Annotated in this window: 18 protein-coding genes; 8 read left to right on the top strand and 10 right to left on the bottom strand. The window is 73.5% G+C overall.

Annotated features, from left to right (window positions below; genetic code table 11):
- Positions 1–22: 22 nt before the first annotated feature.
- On the bottom strand, positions 23–214 hold the full coding sequence (locus tag AC07AL_RS15365; RefSeq protein ID WP_363585304.1) for a DUF5999 family protein: 192 nt from the start codon (positions 212–214) through the stop codon (positions 23–25).
- 394 nt (positions 215–608) lie between these two features.
- Entirely contained in the window at positions 609–1181 is a 573-nt protein-coding gene (locus AC07AL_RS15360; protein WP_363585303.1) for a hypothetical protein, read from the bottom strand.
- Positions 1182–1548: 367 nt separating this feature from the next.
- Here AC07AL_RS15360 and AC07AL_RS15355 point away from each other — a divergent pair, with 367 nt between their 5' ends.
- A complete protein-coding gene (locus tag AC07AL_RS15355; protein WP_363585302.1) occupies positions 1549–3054 on the top strand; it encodes a glutamate-cysteine ligase family protein in 1506 nt (501 codons plus the stop codon).
- Positions 3055–3130: 76 nt separating this feature from the next.
- Positions 3131–3919, top strand: coding sequence for a CPBP family intramembrane glutamic endopeptidase (locus AC07AL_RS15350; protein WP_363585301.1), 789 nt, complete (start codon positions 3131–3133; stop codon positions 3917–3919).
- Here the strand turns inward: AC07AL_RS15350 and AC07AL_RS15345 are convergent.
- The 6 genes from AC07AL_RS15345 to AC07AL_RS15320 all read right to left on the bottom strand — a co-directional run bounded on the left by AC07AL_RS15345 (position 3897) and on the right by AC07AL_RS15320 (position 9606).
- A complete protein-coding gene (locus tag AC07AL_RS15345; RefSeq protein ID WP_063350210.1) occupies positions 3897–4430 on the bottom strand; it encodes an HAD domain-containing protein in 534 nt (177 codons plus the stop codon). The genes AC07AL_RS15350 and AC07AL_RS15345 overlap by 23 nt on opposite strands.
- 99 nt (positions 4431–4529) lie before the next feature.
- Positions 4530–5798 carry an MFS transporter gene (locus tag AC07AL_RS15340; protein ID WP_363585300.1) on the bottom strand — a complete coding sequence of 423 codons (1269 nt, stop codon included), beginning with the start codon at positions 5796–5798 and terminating at the stop codon, positions 4530–4532.
- A gap of 60 nt (positions 5799–5858) precedes the next feature.
- Entirely contained in the window at positions 5859–6560 is a 702-nt protein-coding gene (locus AC07AL_RS15335; protein WP_363631920.1) for a dienelactone hydrolase family protein, read from the bottom strand.
- Between the two features lie 54 nt (positions 6561–6614).
- Positions 6615–8024: a sugar porter family MFS transporter gene (locus AC07AL_RS15330; protein ID WP_363585298.1), complete on the bottom strand. Its 1410-nt coding sequence runs from the start codon at positions 8022–8024 to the stop codon at positions 6615–6617.
- A gap of 242 nt (positions 8025–8266) precedes the next feature.
- Positions 8267–8920, bottom strand: coding sequence for an FMN-binding negative transcriptional regulator (locus AC07AL_RS15325; RefSeq protein WP_363585297.1), 654 nt, complete (start codon positions 8918–8920; stop codon positions 8267–8269).
- Positions 8921–8934: 14 nt separating this feature from the next.
- Positions 8935–9606: a pyridoxamine 5'-phosphate oxidase family protein gene (locus AC07AL_RS15320; RefSeq protein ID WP_400985843.1), complete on the bottom strand. Its 672-nt coding sequence runs from the start codon at positions 9604–9606 to the stop codon at positions 8935–8937.
- A 34-nt stretch (positions 9607–9640) separates the two neighbouring features.
- On the opposite strand from AC07AL_RS15320, the gene AC07AL_RS15315 reads away from it, so the two are divergent.
- Entirely contained in the window at positions 9641–10978 is a 1338-nt protein-coding gene (locus AC07AL_RS15315; RefSeq protein ID WP_400811835.1) for an aminotransferase class I/II-fold pyridoxal phosphate-dependent enzyme, read from the top strand.
- A gap of 225 nt (positions 10979–11203) precedes the next feature.
- Complete coding sequence (locus AC07AL_RS15310; RefSeq protein WP_363585294.1) at positions 11204–12421, top strand: GDSL-type esterase/lipase family protein; 1218 nt, start codon at positions 11204–11206, stop codon at positions 12419–12421.
- 91 nt (positions 12422–12512) lie between these two features.
- On the opposite strand, the gene AC07AL_RS15305 is transcribed toward AC07AL_RS15310, so the two are convergent.
- Entirely contained in the window at positions 12513–13871 is a 1359-nt protein-coding gene (locus AC07AL_RS15305; protein ID WP_363585293.1) for an NAD(P)/FAD-dependent oxidoreductase, read from the bottom strand.
- Between the two features lie 169 nt (positions 13872–14040).
- On the opposite strand from AC07AL_RS15305, the gene AC07AL_RS15300 reads away from it, so the two are divergent.
- The 4 genes from AC07AL_RS15300 (at position 14041) to purB (ending at position 17332) form a co-directional block, all read left to right on the top strand.
- A complete protein-coding gene (locus AC07AL_RS15300) occupies positions 14041–14796 on the top strand; it encodes a HipA family kinase (protein WP_079136059.1) in 756 nt (251 codons plus the stop codon).
- Entirely contained in the window at positions 14793–15209 is a 417-nt protein-coding gene (locus AC07AL_RS15295) for a DUF3037 domain-containing protein (protein ID WP_363377905.1), read from the top strand. The genes AC07AL_RS15300 and AC07AL_RS15295 overlap by 4 nt, the downstream gene beginning before the upstream one ends.
- Before the next feature lie 99 nt (positions 15210–15308).
- Positions 15309–15764 (top strand): MarR family winged helix-turn-helix transcriptional regulator, encoded by a 456-nt coding sequence (locus AC07AL_RS15290; RefSeq protein ID WP_363585291.1) that lies wholly within the window; start codon positions 15309–15311, stop codon positions 15762–15764.
- Positions 15765–15901: 137 nt separating this feature from the next.
- Positions 15902–17332 carry an adenylosuccinate lyase gene (gene purB, locus AC07AL_RS15285; protein ID WP_363631915.1) on the top strand — a complete coding sequence of 477 codons (1431 nt, stop codon included), beginning with the start codon at positions 15902–15904 and terminating at the stop codon, positions 17330–17332.
- Positions 17333–17339: 7 nt separating this feature from the next.
- Here the strand turns inward: purB and AC07AL_RS15280 are convergent, their stop codons facing one another.
- Positions 17340–18872: an MFS transporter gene (locus AC07AL_RS15280; RefSeq protein WP_363585289.1), complete on the bottom strand. Its 1533-nt coding sequence runs from the start codon at positions 18870–18872 to the stop codon at positions 17340–17342.
- Positions 18873–19154: the final 282 nt, after the last annotated feature.

The following is a 19154-nucleotide window of genomic DNA, read 5'->3' as shown; positions in this document are numbered from 1 at the left end:
GGCGGCTGCCCCGCCGGTGCGGTCAGGCCGCGCGGGCGACGGGGCGGCGCGGCGCGATCACCCGGCCGTCGGGCAGCAGCTCTCCGGTGTCCTCGAACAGCACGACGCCGTTGCAGAGCAGGCTCCAGCCCTGCTCCGGGTGGCAGGCCACCGTGACGGCCGCCTCGCGGTCCTCGGACTCGGCCGACGGGCACTCAGGACGGTGCTGGCACATACGTACCCTCGCTTCGCTCTGCGATCCTCCCCCGTGGTGCGGCCGCCGGCGGAGCCGTCGGGAGCCGCCGCGGTAGCCGGATCCTGTCCGCGCGCCGACCAGGTGTGGACCGGCGCTCAAGTGGGTAGGACAGGTGGTCCTTCCACGCTGGTTCCCAGTGTCGGCATCTACGGTCGCGCGCGCAGGGATTTCGTGACATGCGCCACAACTCCCGGGTAGAGATCACCCGTTCAGGCGGGTCCGGCGGGAAACGGCGCACCGATGGGTCAGCTGCGGCATGGCCCGAGGAGGTCAGGGCGGATGGCCCGTCCGGGTGGTTCGGGCGGGCGAGGGCGACGCGCACGCTGCCGGGCCGCCGGGTGGTGGCCCGGCGGCCCGGCGGCGTGGGGTCGGCTCAGGAGGAGCCGAGCAGCAGTGGCTTGGCGAGCGGTGCCCGGGCGAGCAGCGGCAGCAGCTCGCCGGCCGGGTAGGCGCGGTGCGCGGTGACGCCGAGCGGGGCCGGGGCCAGCGGGATCAGCTGGTCGGCGGCCGGGTCGGCGTCGGGGCCGTGCAGCCACAGTGCCGTCGCGTACTGCCCGGGGAAGGTCAGCAGCCGGGGCTGCTGGCGGGACCGGGAGCCCTGGGCGAGCTGCCAGGCCTGGCGCAGCGCCCGGACCGTCGAGTCGAGGTAGGGGCCGGCGGTGAAGTGCGAGAAGGTGTGGCCCTCGACGGCCTGGACGACCTCCGCGGCGGCGGCGACCTCGGCGCCGTCCTTGATCAGGAATCGCCAGCCCGTCCGGCGGGCGGCGCGCAGCTCCGGGCGCGGCCCGTCCAGGACGTGGACGGCGAGCGGGTGCGCGGGGAGCAGCGGGCCGACCGGATGGCGCAGTGCTGCGGCGGCGGGTTGGCGCAGCGCGGTCTCCGAGTCGAGTGCGGCCAGGACGGCGCGCAGGGCGCTCGGCGGGGGCTGGGGGGTCTGCAGAGTCATGGCGGGGTCCGCCTCTCCGTGCGAGATCGGCGTGCGAGTGCGGCATACCGGCGTGGCGCGGCGTGTCATCGGTGACGGGACCTGGCCGTGTCCGGTTGTGCATGATCGCGGTGCCGGCGCGGTCGCCGCCGTCGACGAGGGTTTCGAGGCGGAGCGGGCCGGCCGGAGCGCAGTGCGAATTCTATCGAACAGGTGCGCAGGGTGACCTGTTTATCACAGGCGGTGGCGCCGGGCAAGTCGGCAGATCTGCTGAATATCCGTCAGTTTCCTTGCATTGCAAGCCAGTACGAGCATTCGGGTATCGATCTTCGAGGTGGGCATGATGCTTGCACGGTCGGGTCGGCCGGTGTCTCAGGAGGAGGGGACCGTGGGCGAGAAGGTCGTGGCGACTCGGGCTGATCTGGCGGACCGGCAGCTGTACCGGCGCAAGCTCCAGGCCTGCCTCGACGCGCTGGGGCGGATGCTGCGCGAGGACCGGTTCGACCGGCCGCGGGCGGTCATGGGCCTGGAGATCGAGCTCAACCTGGCCGACGAGGACGGCCTGCCGGCACTGCGCAACGCGCAGGTGCTGAGCGCGATCGGCTCCAGCGACTTCCAGACCGAACTGGGCCAGTTCAACGTCGAGGTGAACATCGTGCCGCACCGGCTGTGCGGGCACGTCTTCGAGGATCTGCGCGAGGAGCTCGAAACCGGGCTGCGCTACGCCGACCGGCGGGCCGCCGAGGCCGGTGCCCGGATCGTCATGGTGGGGATCCTGCCGACCCTGGAGCACGGTCACACCGGCCTGGACGCGATCTCCCACAACCCGCGCTACAGCCTGCTCAGCGACCAGATCCTGGCCGCCCGCGGCGAGGACATCGCGCTGGACATCGAGGGCGTCGAACACCTCCAGCTGGAGACCATCACCATGGTGGCCGAGGCCGCCGCGACCTCCCTGCAACTGCACCTTCAGGTGACCCCGGAACGCTTCTCCTCGGTGTGGAACGCGGCCCAGGCGATCTGCGGGGCGCAGCTCGCGCTCGGCGCCAACTCGCCGTTCCTGTTCGGGCGGGAGCTGTGGCGGGAGACCCGTCCGGTGCTGTTCCAGCAGGCCTGTGACACCCGTACGGCGGAACTCAAGGCGCAGGGCGTCCGGCCGATCACCTGGTTCGGCGAGCGCTGGGTGGACTCGGCGTACGACCTGTTCGAGGAGAACCTGCGGTACTTCCCCGCCCTGCTGCCGATCTGCGACGACGAGGACCCGCTGAAGGTGCTCGCCTCCGGCGGCGCGCCCCGGCTCGCCGAGATGCGGCTCCACAACGGCACGATCTACCGCTGGAACCGGCCGGTGTACGACATCGCGGGCGGGACCGCGCACCTGCGGGTGGAGAACCGGGCGCTGCCGGCCGGGCCGACGGTGGCCGACACGCTCGCGAACGCCGCCTTCTACTACGGGCTGGTCCGGGTGCTCGCCGAGCAGCCCCGGCCGGTCTGGACCCGGCTGCCGTTCGAGCGGGCCGACGAGAACTTCCGGCAGGGCGCCCGCTACGGCATCGACGCGGTGTTCCAGTGGCCGAGGGCGGGCCGGGCGGGCCGCGGCGGCGGGCTGACCACGGTGTCCGCCGTCGACCTGGTGCTCAACGAACTGTTGCCGATGGCCCACCAGGGCCTGGACGAGTGGGGCGTGGAGCCCGCCGACCGGGACCGCTACCTGGGGATCATCGAGCAGCGCTGCCTGCGCCGCACCAACGGCGCGGCCTGGCAGAGCGCGACCTTCCACCGGCTGCGCGAGCAGTACGGGATGGACCGCCCGGCCGCGCTCGCCGCGATGACCAGGCGCTACATCGAGCACATGCGCACCGGCGAGCCGGTGCACACCTGGCCGGTCGGGTAGCCGGACCGCTGTGTCAGGATGATCGCTCCGGCGGTCGGCCGACGGCCGGAGCGACGCCCGCCACGCTGGAGCCCCCGTGACCACCCTCCCGACCGCACCGGAGACCGCGAAGCCCACGCGCCGGCTGCTCGGCGTGGAACTGCTGATCGTCCTCGGACTCTCCCTCGGGGCCAGTGGCGTCAGCGCGCTGATCAGCTTCGCGGCCTCGCTCACCGAACCGATCCAACTCGGCCAGCAGGTCGCCACGTTGAACGGCTCGCGGGCGCCCGGCCGGCCCTGGCTGGACCTGGTGTGGCAGCTGTACTACATCGGGCGCGGGCTGATGCCGGTGGTGCTGGTCGGGTACCTGCTGGTGCGCGAGGGCGCCGCGCTGCGGGTGCTCGGCTTCGACCTCGGGCAGAAGCTGCGCGACCTCGGCCGGGGCGCCGCCGTGGCGGCCGCGATCGGCGGCTCCGGGCTGGTGCTGTACCTGGCCTCGCAGGCGGCGGGCTACAACCTGACGGTGGCGCCGTCCGGGCTGCCGGACGTGTGGTGGCGGATCCCGGTGCTGGTGCTCTCCGCGTGGCAGAACGCCGCCCTGGAGGAGGTCGTCGTCCTCGGCTACCTGCTGCGCCGGCTCGGGCAGCTGGGCTGGTCGTGGCCGGCGGCGGTGGTGGCGAGTTCGGTGCTGCGCGGCTCGTACCACCTGTACCAGGGGGTCGGCGGGCTGGTCGGCAACATGGTGATGGGGGCGGTGTTCTGCCTGCTCTACCGGCGCTGGGGGCGGGTGATGCCGCTGGTCGCGGCGCACGCGTTGATCGACACGGTGGCCTTCGTCGGGTACGCGCTGCTCGCCGGGCACGTCAGCTGGCTGCCGACCCCCTGAGCGGGAGGCGGCCGGCCGGGGTGCGCGGCGGCCGGGCGAGCAGGCGGTCGACGTGCCGGCGCTCCAGGCCCGGGCCCGGGTCGATCGGCAGCAGCAGGCGGTCGCGGCGCCAGAGGGAGTTGCGGACCAGCCGCGGCGGGATGACGTCGTCCACCCAGGCGAACGGGCGGCCTGCGGCGTAGCGCAGCAGCGGGGCCCACTTGCGGGCCGAGAGCAGCTCCATCAGCGGGACGCGCGGGTCACCGGGCTGCGGGACGTCGCCGGTGAAGCGGACCAGCGGGAGGGCGGGCAGGCCGATCGCCGGGGCGATGTGCGCATTGGCGTGCTCCTCCCAGGTGGTGGCCCACACGAGTTCGTAGGTGCCGGCCAGCTCGCGCAGCCAGGCGCCGTGCCGGGCGGAGAGGAGCACCGAGTAGCCGAGCAGGGTGTGGGTGTCGAACCCGGCGTCCGGGTGCGGGCAGACCGGGTTGAGCACCCCGTCGACGTCCAGGAACAGCAGCGGCTTCGGCACCAGTGGCCCCCAGAGACGGTGGTGTGACTTACCTGGTCGGACGAACCTGGCGTACCAGTGGTTGCGTACGGCCGGGCGCACGCGGGGCGCACGGGGCGCTCACGGCGCGGCCACCGGCTCGGCGGCGGCCACCGGTGCGTCGACGGTGCTCCTGCGGGCCAGCCGGCGGACCTGAGGCTCCAGCAGCACGACCGCGCTGAGCACCAGGCAGACGACGGCGCAGGCCCACAGCGCGCCCGAGAGGCCGAGCACCGTGGCCGCCGGGCCGGCCAGCGCGATGCCGATCGGGGACAGCGAGAAGGAGCCGAGCTCGTCGTACGCGGCGACCCGGGAGAACATCTCCTCGGGGATCTCCTGCTGGAGCGCGACCATCCAGTTGACGCCGAAGACGGTGACGCCGACCCCGGACAGGAACATCGCGAGGGCGAGCAGCGGCAGCGGCGCCTCCGCCGCCAGCGCCAGGGCGGGCACGCCGAACAGGAACACCCCCCAGTTGCCGACCAACAGGATCCGGCGGGGCCGCCAGCGGGCCATCAGCACGCCGGTCACCACCAGCCCGACGCCGTAGGCGGCCATCGCCAGGCCCCAGTCGGACGCCCCGCCGAGGCGCTCCTTGGCGACCGTCGGCCCGTACACCGACTCGACCGCGCCGATGCAGGCGACCAGGACGGAGAACTGCGCCACGACCACCCAGAGCCAGCGGCGGGAGGCGAACTCCCGCCAGCCCTCCCGCAGATCGCGCAGCATGCTGTGGCCCTGCGGGGCGGGCGCCTGCTCGGCCTCCAGGAAGAACCGGAGCGAGGCGGCGACCAGGAAGCAGGCGCCGTCCAGGGCGAGCACCCAGCCGGGGCCGACGGCGGCGGTGAGCGCGCCGCCGAGCGCGGCGCCGCCGATCTGGGAGGCGTTCTGGCCCATCCGGAACACCGAGAAGGCCCGGGCGGCGTGCTCCGGGGCGACGGCCTGCAGCATCATGCCGCCGGAGGCGGGGGAGTAGAGCGCGTACCCGGCGCCGCCGGCGGCGGAGAGCAGCATCAGCTGCCAGAGCCGGATGTCCCCGGCCAGCACCAGTGCCGCCAGGACGACCTGGGACAGGCCGCTGAACAGGTTGGCGGCGACCATGAGGTGGTGCCGGGGCATCCGGTCGGCGAGGGCACCGCCGACCACCAGGAGCAGGACGGTGGGCAGCAGCCGGGCGGCGGTGACGTAGCCGACCTCGGACGTGGTGCCGCCGTGGCCGAGCACGGCGAAGGCCGTGGCGATGGGGGCACCGGCGTTGCCGAGGCCGCTGACCACGGTGGCGGCGGTCTGGATGCGGAAGTTGCGGCTCGCCCAGGCGAGGCGGCGGGGGCGCGGAGGTCGGGTCGGCACCTGGAGACTATGGCCGCGGCTCGTACGGCTGTCCAACGGGTTTTCACGGCTGGGACGGGCTCAGCCCAGGTGGCCCCAGAGGAAGGTGAGGGTGCGGCGCCAGGCGGTCGCGGCCTGGAGCGGGTCGTAGGTGCCGAGCGGGTTCTCGTCGTTCATGAAGGCGTGGCCGGCCGGGTAGAAGTGGATCTCGGGGCGGACGTCGGTGGCCTCGCCGATCCGGATCGCGGCCTCGTCGACGGCGGCCATCGGGATCGAGCCGTCCAGTTCGCCGTAGTGCCCCAGGACGTGGGCGGTCAGGCCCCGGTAGTCGAAGTCCGGGTCGGGCGGGAGGCCGTAGAAGGGCACCACCGCGGCGACCCGGTCGCCCTCCCGGGCGGCCAGCAGCAGGGCGAAGCCGCCGCCCATGCAGAAGCCGACCACGCCGACCGCGTCGCCGACCACGCCCTCCAGGGCGAGCAGGTGGTCGACGGCCCCGGAGAGGTCCTCGACGGCCCGCTCGACCGGGAGCTCGCGGGTGAGCCGGGCCGCCTCGGTGCGGTCGTGGGTGGTGGCGCCGCCGAACAGGTCGGGGGCCAGCACGGTGAAGCCCTCGGCGGCGAACCGGTCGGCCATCGTCGCGACGTGCGTGGTGAGGCCCCACCACTCCTGCACCACCACCAGGCCCGGCCCGACGCCCTGGGGCGGGCGGGCCAGGTACCCGTGCGCGGTGCGGCCGTTGCTCGGGAAGGCGACGTTCTGCCGGGAGCCGCCCTGGTCAGGCATGGGTTCCTCGCGGTGGGTCGGGCCGGATGCGGCGGGGACTCGACGGGGGCGGGCTCAGCCCATCTCCTCCAGGGCGCGGCCCTTGGTCTCCTTGATGCAGAAGGCCACGAACGGGATGGAGAGCAGCGCGAAGGCCGCGTAGATGACGTACGTCGCCGACAGGTTCCAGTCGGCGAGGTCGGGGAAGCTGACGGTGATCGCCCAGTTGGCGATCCACTGGGCCGAGGCGGCGACGGACAGCGCGAGCGCGCGGATCCGGTTGGGGAACATCTCGCCGAGCAGGACCCAGACCACCACGCCCCAGGAGAAGGCGAAGCAGAGCACGAAGACGTGCGCCGCGACCAGGGCGACGGTGGCGTGGGTGTTGTCGAGCGTGGCGGTGTCACCCGTGCCGTGCCGGTACGAGAACGCCCAGGCGGCGGTGCCCAGCGCGAGCGCCATGCCGATCGAGCCGGCCAGGGCGAGCGGCTTGCGGCCGATCCGGTCCACCAGCGCCATCGCGATCACCGTGCCGATCACGTTGATGATCGAGGTGGAGAGGCTGATCAGCAGCGAGTTGGACTCGTTGATGCCGACCGACTGCCAGAGGAACGAGGAGTAGTAGAAGATCACGTTGATGCCGACGAACTGCTGGAACACCGAGGCCCCGATGCCGACCCAGACGATCGGCAGCAGGCCGAACCGCCCGCCGAGCAGGTCCTTGAGCCGGGGCTTGTGCGAGGACTCCAGCACCGTGCGGATCTCCGCGACCCGGGCGTCCAGGTCGACGTCCTCGCCCTCCACCTCGCGCAGCACCTTGCGGGCCTGATCCTCCCGGTGGTCGGCGATCAGGTAGCGCGGCGACTCCGGGATGGCGAGCGCCATCAGCCCGTACACCAGGGCCGGGATGGTCTCCACGCCGAGCATCCACTGCCAGGCCTGGATGCCGCCCAGGTGGCCGGTGGACTCGCCGCCGGCGGCCTGGTTGATCGCCCAGTTGGCGAGCTGGGAGACGGTGATGCCGAGCACGATCGCCATCTGCTGGAAGGACGCGAGCCGGCCCCGGTAGGCGGTCGGCGCGACCTCGGCGATGTAGGTGGGCGCGATCACCGAGGCGATGCCGATCGCGATGCCGCCGACCACGCGCCAGGTGGCGAGCACCTGGATGCTCGGCGGGAACATCGAGCCGATGCCGCTGATCGCGAACAGGGTGGCGGCCAGCAGCATGGTGCGGACCCGGCCGAGGTGGTCGGCGAGCCGGCCGGCGGCCACCGCGCCGGCCGCCGAGCCGAGCAGCGCGATGGCCACCACGAAGGCCGTTTCGCCGTTGCCCACGGCGAAGTGCTTCTGGATGCCCGTCACCGCACCGTTGATCACCGCGCTGTCGTAGCCGAACAGGAACCCGCCCATCGCGGCGGCGGCGGAGATGAAGATGACGTGCCCGAGGTGGGCCTCGCCCGCCCGATGGCTGTTGAGTGTGGACAAGCGCGCTCCCCGAGGTGGACGGGCCCGCTCTGACGGCCGAGTGGGCAGGACTCGTCTCACATTCGAGCAGCGACGGGGCCGCCCTGCTCGAATTGGAGGCCGATCGGGTGATCCGGGGTCAGTCACCCGCGGTGTGATGGGCCGTTCGCGCCGGGAGCGTGAACGGTCGGACGCGCCCCACGGTCAGCCGGCGCGCCTGCCGGGCCAGTTGACGTGCCCCCCGGTCACTCGGTGCGTCCCGGTCAGCCGACGCGCCGCTGGTGCCGGCGCAGCAGTTGGGTGCGGGCGGCGGCGTCCTGGTCGCGCCGGGGGTGCGGGGCGTTCGCGCGGTCGGCCTCGCGCTCGGCCAGCCGGTCGGCGATCGCGTGCTGGGCGTCGGCCGGCTTCTTGTCGTCGTACTTGAACTTGGCCCGCACCTCGCGGACCGTCAGGCGGAGCCCGCGCAGGCCGGGGAGCAGCCGGGAGAACTCGCCCTCACCGGGCACCACCCGGGTGTCCGGCGTCTCCGGCTGGAAGTGCGCCAGCTGGCGGTTGAGGATCTCCGCCTTGCCCGCCGCGGACTCGACGAGCTCGGCGGTGCAGTGGAAGTGGACGGAGGCGTAGTAGCTGGTGGGCGTGCCCGGCTCGCCGCGCCAGTGGCCGGGCGCGAAGGCGTAGCCGTCGGTGACCGCGAGGGTGACCTGCGGGTCGGCCCGGACGGCGGCCAGCAGCGGGTTGGGCGCGGCGAGGTGGAGCAGGATCTCGCCGCGCCCGGCGTCCAGCAGGAAGTGCGTCGGGACTAGCACCGGGCCCTCGCCCGGTCCGCCGTTGGCGGCGAGCAGGCCGAAGTCGCGGCCCTCGGCCAGCCAGGCGCGCCACTCCTGTTCGTCGCCGCGGTCCCAGGATCTGATCAGCATCGGCGGGCCCTCCGTCAGCGGGGGTAGCCGCGCAGGTGCGCGGGCAGCGGGACGGTGGTGGAGGCGGCCGGCTCGGGGGTGCCGTGCACGGTGGTGACCGGGATCAGGCCGGACCAGTGGGGCAGGTCGAGGTCCTCCGGGTCGTCGTCGGCGCCGTCCGCGCGGGTCTTGGCCGAGACCTCGTCCAGGTCGAGCCGGAGGACGGCGGTGGCGGCGAGTTCCTTGGCGTTGGCCGGGCGGACGTCGGCGGAGCGGCCGGGGATCGCGTGGTCGACCAGCGCGGCCAGCGCGACGTCCAGCTCCTCGGGGTCGGTGACCTGGTGGGCGGTGCCGTGCGCGATGACCGAGCGGAAGTTGACCGAGTGGTTGAACGCGGACTTGGTCAGCACCAGCGCGTCGACCAGGGTGACGGTGAGGCAGACCGGCAGGCCCTGGTCGGTGGAGGCGTTGCGCAGCGGACGGCTGCCGGTCGAGCCGTGGACGTACAGCCGGCCGCCGACGCGGGCGTAGATGGTCGGCAGGACGACGGGGGCGCCGTCGGCGACGAAGCCGAGGTGGCAGATGTACGCGTGGTCGAGGATGTCGTGGATCGCCTCCTGCTCCCAGGTGGCGCGGTCCTTGTAGCGGGTGGGGGTGGTGCGGGGGGTACGGGAGTAGCTGGCGGAGCCTTCGGAAGGGGCCGACATGACAACCTCTATGTACTAGTGCATAATTTACTTTGTGCTAGGAGACTATCCGCTGAAAGGGCGACGCGCCAGCGAAATCGCGTCCCACATCGAACAGGGCGTGAGCACCGGGCGCCTCGCCCCCGGAACCGCGCTGCCCCCGCTGCGCGACCTCGCCGCCGAACTCGGCGTCAACCCCAACACCGTCGCCGCCGCCTACCGGCTGCTCCGCGACCGCGGGGTGATCGAGACCGCCGGCCGCAAGGGCAGCCGGATCCTCCCCAGGCCCGCGCTCACCCCGCGCGACCAGATCCGCGTCCCCGTCCCCCCGCACGCCCGCGACCTGTCCGGCGGCAACCCCGACCCGGCGCTGCTGCCCGACCTCGCCCCGGTCCTCGCGGCCGCCGCCGGGGCCGCCCGCGCCGAGCCCGTCCTGTACGGGCACCCGGCCGTCGACCCCGGGCTGCTCGCGCTCGCCCGCGCCTCCTTCGAGGCCGACGGCCTGCCCGGCGGCCCGATCGCCGTCGCCTCCGGCTCGCTCGACACCATCGAGCGCATCCTCGCCATCCGGCTGCGCCCCGGCGACGCCGTCGCCGTCGAGGACCCGGGCTGGGGCAGCCTGCTCGACCTGCTGCCCGCGCTCGGCCTGCGGCCCGCGCCCGTCCGGCTGGACGACGAGGGCCCCCTGCCCGACTCGCTCGCCGCCGCGCTGGCCGAGGGCGCCCGTGCGGTGGTGGTCACCAGCCGGGCGCAGAACCCGACCGGCGCCGCGCTCACCGCCCGCCGGGCCGAGGAACTGCGGGCCGTCCTGGCCGAGCACCCCGGCGTGCTGCTGATCGAGGACGACCACGGGCACGGCATGGTCGACCAGCCGTACCACTCGCTGGTGGGCGCCGGCGCGCGGCACTGGGCCGTGGTGCGCTCGGCGGCCAAGGCGTACGGCCCGGACCTGCGGCTCTCGGTGGCCGTCGGTGACCAGGACACCATCGGGCGGGTCACCGGGCGGCTGCGCCTGGGCGCCGGCTGGGTCAGCCACCTGCTCCAGCGGGCCGTCGCCGAACTGTGGCGCACCGACGCGGTGCCGGTCGCCCGGGTGGCCGGCGTCTACCGGGCCCGCCGGGACGCGCTGCTCGGCGAGCTCGCCGCGCGCGGCATCGAGGCGCACGGCGAGAGCGGGCTGAACGTCTGGGTGCCGGTGTCGGACGAGACCTCCGTGCTGGTGGCGCTGGTGCAGCGCGGCTGGGTCGCGGCGCCCGGCGCGCGCTACCGCGTCCAGTCCCCGCCCGGGCTGCGGCTCACCGTGGCCCAGTTGGAACCGGCGGACGCGCAGCGGCTGGCCGAGGACCTGGCGGCCGTGCTGGGGGCGGGCGGGGCCGGTTCGCGGCTGGTGTGAACCGGGCCGCGCCGGTCCGGTTCGACCCGTGCGCTCCGCCGGTCTGAACCCGGTGCTCCGCTGGTCTGAACCCGGCGGTAACAAAGCGGGAAACCTGGTGCAGATACCTAGCGGTAACCAGTGCGGGCATGTCATGTTCATCGCGCCACCGGCCGGCGGCCCACCCTCACCTAGGCGTCTCCCCGTCCCCACCGCACGGGGAGACCGAGCCGCAGGAGTTCCGCCGTGCCCGAAAACAGTTCGAGCATCACCCGCAGCGCCCCTCGACTCCGCCGACGGCTGCTCACCGCGGCCCTCGCCCTCCCGCTGGCCGCCGGCGGTCTGATGGCCGGCGGCCTCGCCACCGCCGCGTCGGCCGCCGCGGCCCCCTCCGTACCCCTCGCCGCACCGGGCGGCCCCACCGCCAGCGTCACGCTCGGCGACAGCTACATCTCCGGCGAGGCCGGCCGCTGGATGGGCAACGCCGCCGGCACCAGCGGCAGCCGGGCCGGTACCGACCGCGCCTGGAACGGCAGTTCCGCCGACGCCTCCCGGATCTACGGCCCCACGGCCGCGAGCGGCTGCGACCGCTCCGACGTCGCCGAGGTGCTCAGCGCCTCCACCGGCGCGCAGAACGAGATCAACCTGGCCTGCTCCGGCGCCGTCACCGCGAACATCTTCCGCGCCGCCAACGGCGGCCAGACGCTCAAGGGCGAGGCCCCGCAGGCCGACCAACTCGCCACCGTGGCACGGCAGAACAGCGTCAAGCTGATCACGCTGTCGATCGGCGGCAACGACCTCGGCTTCAGCGGCATCATCTCCAACTGCGTCCAGGACTACCTCATCTGGTACTCCTACTGCCACGACTCCGCGCAGTCCTCGATCGACTCGAAGATGCCCACGGCGATGGCCGGCGTCGGCAAGGCGATCGACGAGATCCGCGCGGTGATGGCCGGGGCCGGCTACGCGCAGGGGGACTACCGCCTCGTCCTGCAGTCCTACCCCTCGCCGATCCCGCGCAGTGCTGAGATGCGCTACCCGGAGAGCGGCTGGACCCGCTCGAACACCGGCGGCTGCCCGTTCTGGGACGGTGACGCCGACTGGGCGCGCGACTCGATGGTGCCGCAGATCTCCAAGTCGCTGGCCGGGGTCGCGGCGTCCAAGGGCGCCCAGTTCCTCGACCTCTCCGACATGCTGCAGGGCCGCGAGGTCTGCTCGACGGCCACCCGGCAGCCGACCGCCACCGCCGGACCGTCCGCGACCACCAGCGAATGGGCGCGCTTCCTGGACGGCGGCCTCAACTCCACGCAGGGCGTGCTGCAGGAGTCGATGCACCCCAACTACTACGGGCAGCAGGCGCTCGGGCGCTGCCTGACCCTGCTGTGGGGGCAGAGCAGCGGCGACTACGCGTGCCGCAACACGGCGGGGCAGGACGCGGGCGGGATGTACCTGGCGGCGCGGTGACGTCGTGACACCGGGACGTTGTGCTGGGCTGTTGTGACGCGATGCCCGGTGCCCGTTTCCGGATCGGTTCCGGAGGCGGGCGCCGGGCGGCTCAGCCCTTGGCGAGCAGGGCCTGGGCGTGCGCCCGGACCTGATCCTTCGTCAAGTAGGAGTCGGTGTACTCGAAATCGCGCATCCGGGCGGGCTGGCGGGCGAGGAAGCCGGTCCGGACGAAGTCGTCCCCGGCGGTCGCGTTGAGCAGCCAGTTGGCGCCCACCCGGAACTTGGCCGCGTTGGTGCGCATCGCCATCAGGTGGTAGCCGCGGGCCACCAGCTGGGCCGGCACTCCGTGCAGTTCCACGCCGAGCGGCTTGGACACCGCGTCCTTGCCACCCAGGTCGACCACCAGGCCCAAGTCCTTGTGGTAGTAGGGCTCCAGAGGCTGGTTGCGGAGCGCGGCGATCACGTTGCCGGCCACCACGCGGCCCTGCCGGGCGGAGTGCTGGGCGGTCGGCGGGCAGACCGCGCCGTCGCCCTTGGCGAGGTCCGGCACGGCGGCCGCGTCGCCCAGCGCGAACACGCTCTCGAACTGCGGCACCCGCATCTCCGCCGTCACCGCGAGCCGGCCGCGGACCGTCTCCGCGTCCAGCGTGCCGATCAGCGGGCTCGCGGCCACCCCGGCGGTCCAGATCAGCGTGCGGCAGGGCAGTACTCGGCCGTCGGTGAACTTGACCGACTCGGCGCCGACTTCGGCCACCGAGACGCCCAGCGACACCTCGATCCCGCGGCCGCGCAGCACCTCCAGAGCGGCCAGGCCCAGCGCGTCGCCCAGCTCCGGCATCAGCTTCGGGGCGATGTCGATCAGGTGCCACTTGATCTGCCGGGCGTCCAGGCGCGGGTAGCGGTGGGACGCGGCGGTGGTCAGGCGTTGCAGGCAGGCGGCCGTCTCGGTGCCCGCGTAGCCGCCGCCGACGACCACGAACTGGAGCCGGGACTCGCGCTCCCGCTGGTCCAGGGTGGCCGAGGCGAGGTCGAGTTGGGCGATCACGTGGTCGCGGACGTAGGCCGCCTCGGCGAGCGTCTTCATCCCGCGGGCGTAGTCGGTCAGGCCGGGGATGTCGAAGGTGCGGGTGACGCTGCCGGGGGCGAGGACCAGGTAGTCGTACTTCTGCGCCACCACCTCGTCGGTGATCTTGCGGACCACGCACACCTTGGAGGCCGGGTCCACGCCGATCGCGCCGCCCGGAACGATGTGGGTGCGGCGCAGCGTGCGGCGCAGGGAGACCGCGACCGACTGCGGGGTCAGCACGCCGGCCGCGACGTGCGGCAGCAGGGGCAGGTAGAGCTGGTAGCTGAACGGTGTGACCAGCGAGATCTCGGCCTCCGACGGCGCGAGCTTGCGTTCGAGTCGACGGGCGCACTCCAGGCCGGCGAAGCCGCCGCCCACGATCAGGATCCGAGGTCGTTCCATCGCTCATCCCTTTGCCGTGCAGGTCGTAACCGCGAAGGTCCCCATTGCTGTCCGCCACACTCGCACGGAGCAGCGGGGGCTGCCACCGGGGTGGGGCGGATGGTGGAGGGGTGGGACGGGGCGTACGGAGGGGAGGAGGTGACGGGTCGGCACCGATAGGCTGTCGGGCGTGCTCCCCGAGGTGACGGCGGTCCGTTATGTGACGCCACTGCGAGAAGGCGGCTCGATGCCGGGCCTGGTCGAGGCCGACGACCGGCGGCTGTACGCGCTGAAATGGGTCGGCGCGGCGCAGGGCCGGAAGGCGTTGGTGGCGGAGGTGCTGGCCGGGGAGTTGGGCCGGCGGCTCGGGCTGCCGGTGCCGGAGCTGGTGACGGTCGACCTGGATCCGGTGCTGGCCCGCAGCGAGCCGGACCAGCAGGTCCAGGACCAGATGCGGGCCAGTGGCGGGACCAACCTCGGGATGGCCTTCGTCAGCGGCGCGCTCAACTTCGACCCGCTCTGCTTCGAGGTGGATCCGGAGCTGGCCGGCCAGGTGCTCTGGTTCGACGCGCTGATCGGCAACGTCGACCGCTCCTGGCGCAACCCCAACCTGCTGGTGGCGACCGGCGGGCTGCGGCTGATCGACCACGGCGCGAGCCTGATCTTCCACCACCACTGGGCGGGCGCCGCCGCCTGGGTGCGCCGCCCGTACGACGCCTCCGACCACGCGCTGCTGCGGGCCCGGCCGGACCTGACGGCCGCCGATAAGGCGCTCGCACCGCTCGCGGAGGCCGCGATCGAGGGCGCGGTGGCGAGGATCCCGGAGGTCTGGCTGCTGGACGAGCCCGGCTTCGACTCGCCCGAGGCGGTGCGCGCCGCGTACCGCGCCCAGCTGACCGGCCGACTGGCCGGTCCGCGCGACTGGCTGCCGGAGGTGCCCGCATGACCGAGCCGAGGACGCCCGCGCTGCCGGCCGCCGTCGAGCTGCACGACTACGAGTACGCCGTGATCCGCGCGGTGCCGCGGGTGGAACGCGGCGAGTGCGTCAACGTCGGGGTGCTGCTGTACTGCCGCCAGAACGGGTACCTGGCCGCGCGCACGCACCTGGACCAGGCCCGGCTGCTGGCGCTCGACCCGGTGGCGGACGTGAACGGGGTGCGGCGGGCGCTGCACGGAATCGAGGCGGTGTGCGCCGGGGGCCCGCAGGCCGGTCCGGCGGCGGGGGACAGCCCGGGGCAGCGGTTCCGCTGGCTGACCGCTCCGCGCAGCGCGATCGTCCAGCCGGGGCCGGTGCACACCGGGCTGACCGCGGACCCGGAGCCGGAGCTGCGGCACCTGTTCGATCAGCTGGTGCTCTAGGCTCTGTCGACCGGCCGGTGCCGCAGTTCCGGTCAAGCCGTCGACGGTTGCCGTGGTCAAAGCTTGAGTTGCTGAAGCACTTGGCCGTACGCTGACCCCATGGGTTCGACAGCGACGACGACCGTACCGACCAACGCCGAGTTGATGGAAGCGTTGGCCGCCGTCGGCGCCGCGTATTTCCAGGACTTCGCGGCGGCCGCGGCCCGGCACGGGCTCTCCTCCTCGCAGGCCAAGGCGCTCGGCGCGGTGCAGGAGCCGGTGCCGATGCGGGCGCTGGCCGGACGGCTGGGCTGCGACGCGTCCAACGTCACCGGGATCGTGGACCGGCTGGAGTCGCTGCGCCTGGCCCACCGGGAGGCCGCCGCCGGCGACCGCCGGGTGAAGATCGTCGTGATCACGGACGAGGGCCGGGAGATCCTGAACCGCATCCGCGGCGAGATGGCCCGCACCCACCAGGCGTTCGAGGCGATGACCGACGAGCAGCGGATCGCGCTGCACTCGATCTGCGCGCAGGTCCTGCCAGTACTGGCCGGCCGGTCCGGCGCCGCCCAGTAGGCCGCCCGGCAGCGGGCCGCCCCGCGCCCGGCGGGAACCGTCGGGCGGGCCCGGTCGGAGCCGTCCGCTCCGGCCCGGGCCGGAGCCGCCCGATGCGCCGACGTTCCGGCTGACCTCGGCTGTTAGGCTTGCGAAGCGTGAGCGCGAAGCCCCAGATCCCCAATGTCCTGGCCTCCCGGTACGCCTCGGCGACCCTGGCCCAGCTGTGGTCCCCCGAGCACAAGGTGGTCCTTGAGCGCCACCTGTGGCTCGCCGTCCTGAAGGCCCAGCAGGACCTCGGTGTCGAGGTACCGGCGAACGCCGTCGCCGACTACGAGCGGGTGATCGACCAGGTCGACCTCGGCTCGATCGCCGCCCGTGAGCGGGTCACCCGCCACGACGTGAAGGCCCGGATCGAGGAGTTCAGCGAGCTCGCCGGCCACGAGCAGATCCACAAGGGCATGACCTCCCGGGATCTGACCGAGAACGTCGAGCAGCTGCAGATCCGCCAGTCGCTGGAGCACGTGCGCGACCGCACGGTGGCCGTGCTGGTCCGGCTGGCCCGCCTGGCCGCCCAGCACTCCGAGCTGGTCATGGCCGGCCGCTCGCACAACGTGGCCGCGCAGGCCACCACCCTGGGCAAGCGCTTCGCGTCGATCACCGACGAGCTGCTGGTCGCCTTCCGTCGCCTGGAGGAGCTGATCGCCCGCTACCCGCTGCGCGGGATCAAGGGCCCGGTCGGCACCGCCCAGGACATGCTGGACCTGCTCGGTGGCGACACCGACAAGCTCGCCGAGCTGGAGCGCCGGGTCGCCGGGCACCTCGGCTTCGAGAACGTGCTGATCAGCGTCGGCCAGGTTTACCCGCGCTCGCTGGACTTCGAGGTGCTCACCGCCCTCGTCCAGCTGGCCGCCGCGCCGTCCAGTCTGGCCAAGACCATCCGTCTGATGGCCGGCCACGAGCTGGTCACGGAGGGCTTCAAGGAGGGCCAGGTCGGCTCCTCGGCGATGCCGCACAAGATGAACACCCGCTCCTGCGAGCGCGTCAACGGCCTGGCCGTCATCCTGCGCGGCTACGCCTCGATGACCGGCGAGCTGGCCGGCGACCAGTGGAACGAGGGTGACGTCTCCTGCTCGGTGGTGCGCCGGGTCGCGCTGCCGGACGCCTTCTTCGCCTTCGACGGCCTGCTGGAGACCTTCCTGACCGTCCTCGACGAGTTCGGCGCCTTCCCCGCCGTGATCGAGGCCGAGCTGGACCGCTACCTGCCGTTCCTCGCCACCACCAAGGTGCTGATGGGCGCGGTGCGCGCGGGCGTCGGCCGGGAGGCCGGGCACGAGGTCATCAAGGAGCACGCCGTCGCCTCCGCGCTGGCGATGCGTGCGGGCGCCCGCGAGAACGAGCTGCTGGACCGGCTGGCCGCCGACGAGCGGATCCCGCTGGACCGGGCCGGGCTGGACGCGCTGCTGGCCGACCGGCTCTCCTTCACCGGTGCGGCCGGTGCCCAGGTCGCCGAGGTGGTCCGCCAGGTGGAGGCCGTCGCCGCCGCCTACCCGGAGGCCGCCAAGTACGCGCCCGGTGACATCCTCTGACGATTCGTCAGCTGGCTGAGGGCCCTGCTGCCGATCCGGTGGCGGGGCCCTCGTCCGTGTGGACGTGGCCCGGGTCGAGCGGCGGGGTGGTGCCGCAGGCCCACTCGCAGTCCGGCTCGGCCACCGGGCGGTCCACCGGCGCGAGCACGTTGCCGCGGACGGTGGCGAAGGCCGTCAGACCGCCGGTGACCAGCAGCCCGGCGCAGATCAGCATCGCGGTGCGGAAGGCCGAGTCCACCGCGGACGGCACCCGGTAGGCGTCGCCGCTCAGCCCGGCGAGCGAGGGCAGCGCGGCGACCGCGAGCAGCCCGGCCGCGCGGGCGGCGGCGTTGTTGACGCCGCTGGCGATGCCCGCGTGCCGGACCTCGACGGCGGCCAGCACCGTCGCCGTCAGCGGCGCGACCAACAGGGTCATCCCGCAGCCCAGCACCGTGACGGCGGGCAGCACGTCCGCCCAGTAGGAGGAGCCGGGGCCGGTGCGCAGCATCAGCAGCACCCCGGCGGCGCACAGCAGCGGACCGACGGTGAGCGGGATCCGGGGGCCGATCCGCTTGCCCAGCCGCCCGGCGCGCGCCGACAGGGTCAGCATCAGCACGGTGATCGGGACCAGGGCGAGGCCGGAGACCAGCGGGGAGAAGCCGGAGACGATCTGCAACTGCACCACCAGCAGGAAGAACACCCCGCTGAACGCCGCGTAGACGCAGAGGGTGACCAGGTTGACGGCGGTGAACAGCCGGGAGGAGAAGAGGCCGAGCGGCAGCATCGGCTCGGCGGCGCGGCGCTCGACCGCGATGAAGGCCGCGCCGAGCAGCAGGCCGATCGCGCCGGTGAGCCAGACCGCGGGGGACAGGCCCTCCCCGGCGGCGGTCAGCGCGTAGGTGATCGCGCCGAGGGCGAGCGCGGCGAGCAGCGCGCCGGGGACGTCGAAGCGGCCGACGGCGCTCTCGTTCCGGCTCTCGGGGACGAACCGGGAGGTGACCGCGACCACGGCGGCCGCGAGCGGAAGGTTCAGCAGGAAGATCCACCGCCAGCCGGGGCCGTCCACCAGCCAGCCGCCGAGGAAGGGGCCGACCGCGGCCGACACCCCGCCGAGGCCCGACCACAGGCCGACCGCCGCCGAGCGGTCGTCCGGGTGGAAGACGGCTTGCAGCATGGCGAGCGAACCGGGGGTGAGCAGCGCCCCGCCGATGCCCTGGACGGCGCGGGCGGCGATCAGCACGTGGATGGTGGGGGCGGCGGCGCAGGCCGCGGAGGCGGCGGCGAACCAGAGCACGCCGATCAGGAAGACCCGGCGCCGGCCGTACCGGTCGCCGAGCGCGCCGCCGAGCAGGATCAGTCCGGCCAGGGTGAGCAGGTAGGCGTTGAGCGTCCACTGCAGGGACGCGAGGGAGGCGCCGAGATCGGTGCCGATGCGGGGCAGCGCGACGTTCACCACGGTGCCGTCGAGCATCGCCATGCTGGAGCCGAGCACCGTCGCGAGGAGGACCCAGCGTCCCCGCGAGGTGCCCAGGCGCAGTGTTCCTGCTTCGGAGGTGGCCACGGGCCGATCCTGCGCCCGTGGGGCGTACGTGACAAGGGTCACCGGGGGGTGTGTCGGTGGGTGCGCGGTGCGTGAGCGGGCGGGTGCGCAGCGGTGGCGGAATCGGCGCAGCGTCGTGGATCAGTGGCGCCGGGTGAATGGATTGTGCACGTACGGTGCAGCCGATCATTCGGAGGGTCACCGCAGCTCGGGGGGTTGTTGCCGGTTCAAGTGATCGACATTGCTTCACCCGAACGGATGGGTTTTAGTTCAGCGACCGCCCGGCCAGTCCGGACGGATCCA

The sequence above is a fragment of the Kitasatospora sp. NPDC043949 genome (assembly GCF_056435365.1).
This window is presented reverse-complemented; position numbering and strand designations above follow the sequence as displayed.

Bases quoted from the DNA above. Each gene is read 5' to 3' on its own strand.
- AC07AL_RS15365 (WP_363585304.1), bottom strand. From the start codon at position 214: ATGTGCCAGCACCGTCCTGAGTGCCCGTCGGCCGAGTCCGAGGACCGC.
- AC07AL_RS15290 (WP_363585291.1), top strand. From the start codon at position 15,309: ATGGGTTCGACAGCGACGACGACCGTACCGACCAACGCCGAGTTGATG.
- AC07AL_RS15305 (WP_363585293.1), bottom strand. From the start codon at position 13,871: ATGGAACGACCTCGGATCCTGATCGTGGGCGGCGGCTTCGCCGGCCTG.
- AC07AL_RS15335 (WP_363631920.1), bottom strand. From the start codon at position 6,560: ATGCCTGACCAGGGCGGCTCCCGGCAGAACGTCGCCTTCCCGAGCAAC.
- AC07AL_RS15360 (WP_363585303.1), bottom strand. From the start codon at position 1,181: ATGACTCTGCAGACCCCCCAGCCCCCGCCGAGCGCCCTGCGCGCCGTC.
- AC07AL_RS15295 (WP_363377905.1), top strand. From the start codon at position 14,793: ATGACCGAGCCGAGGACGCCCGCGCTGCCGGCCGCCGTCGAGCTGCAC.
- AC07AL_RS15325 (WP_363585297.1), bottom strand. From the start codon at position 8,920: ATGCTGATCAGATCCTGGGACCGCGGCGACGAACAGGAGTGGCGCGCC.
- AC07AL_RS15320 (WP_400985843.1), bottom strand. From the start codon at position 9,606: ATGTCGGCCCCTTCCGAAGGCTCCGCCAGCTACTCCCGTACCCCCCGC.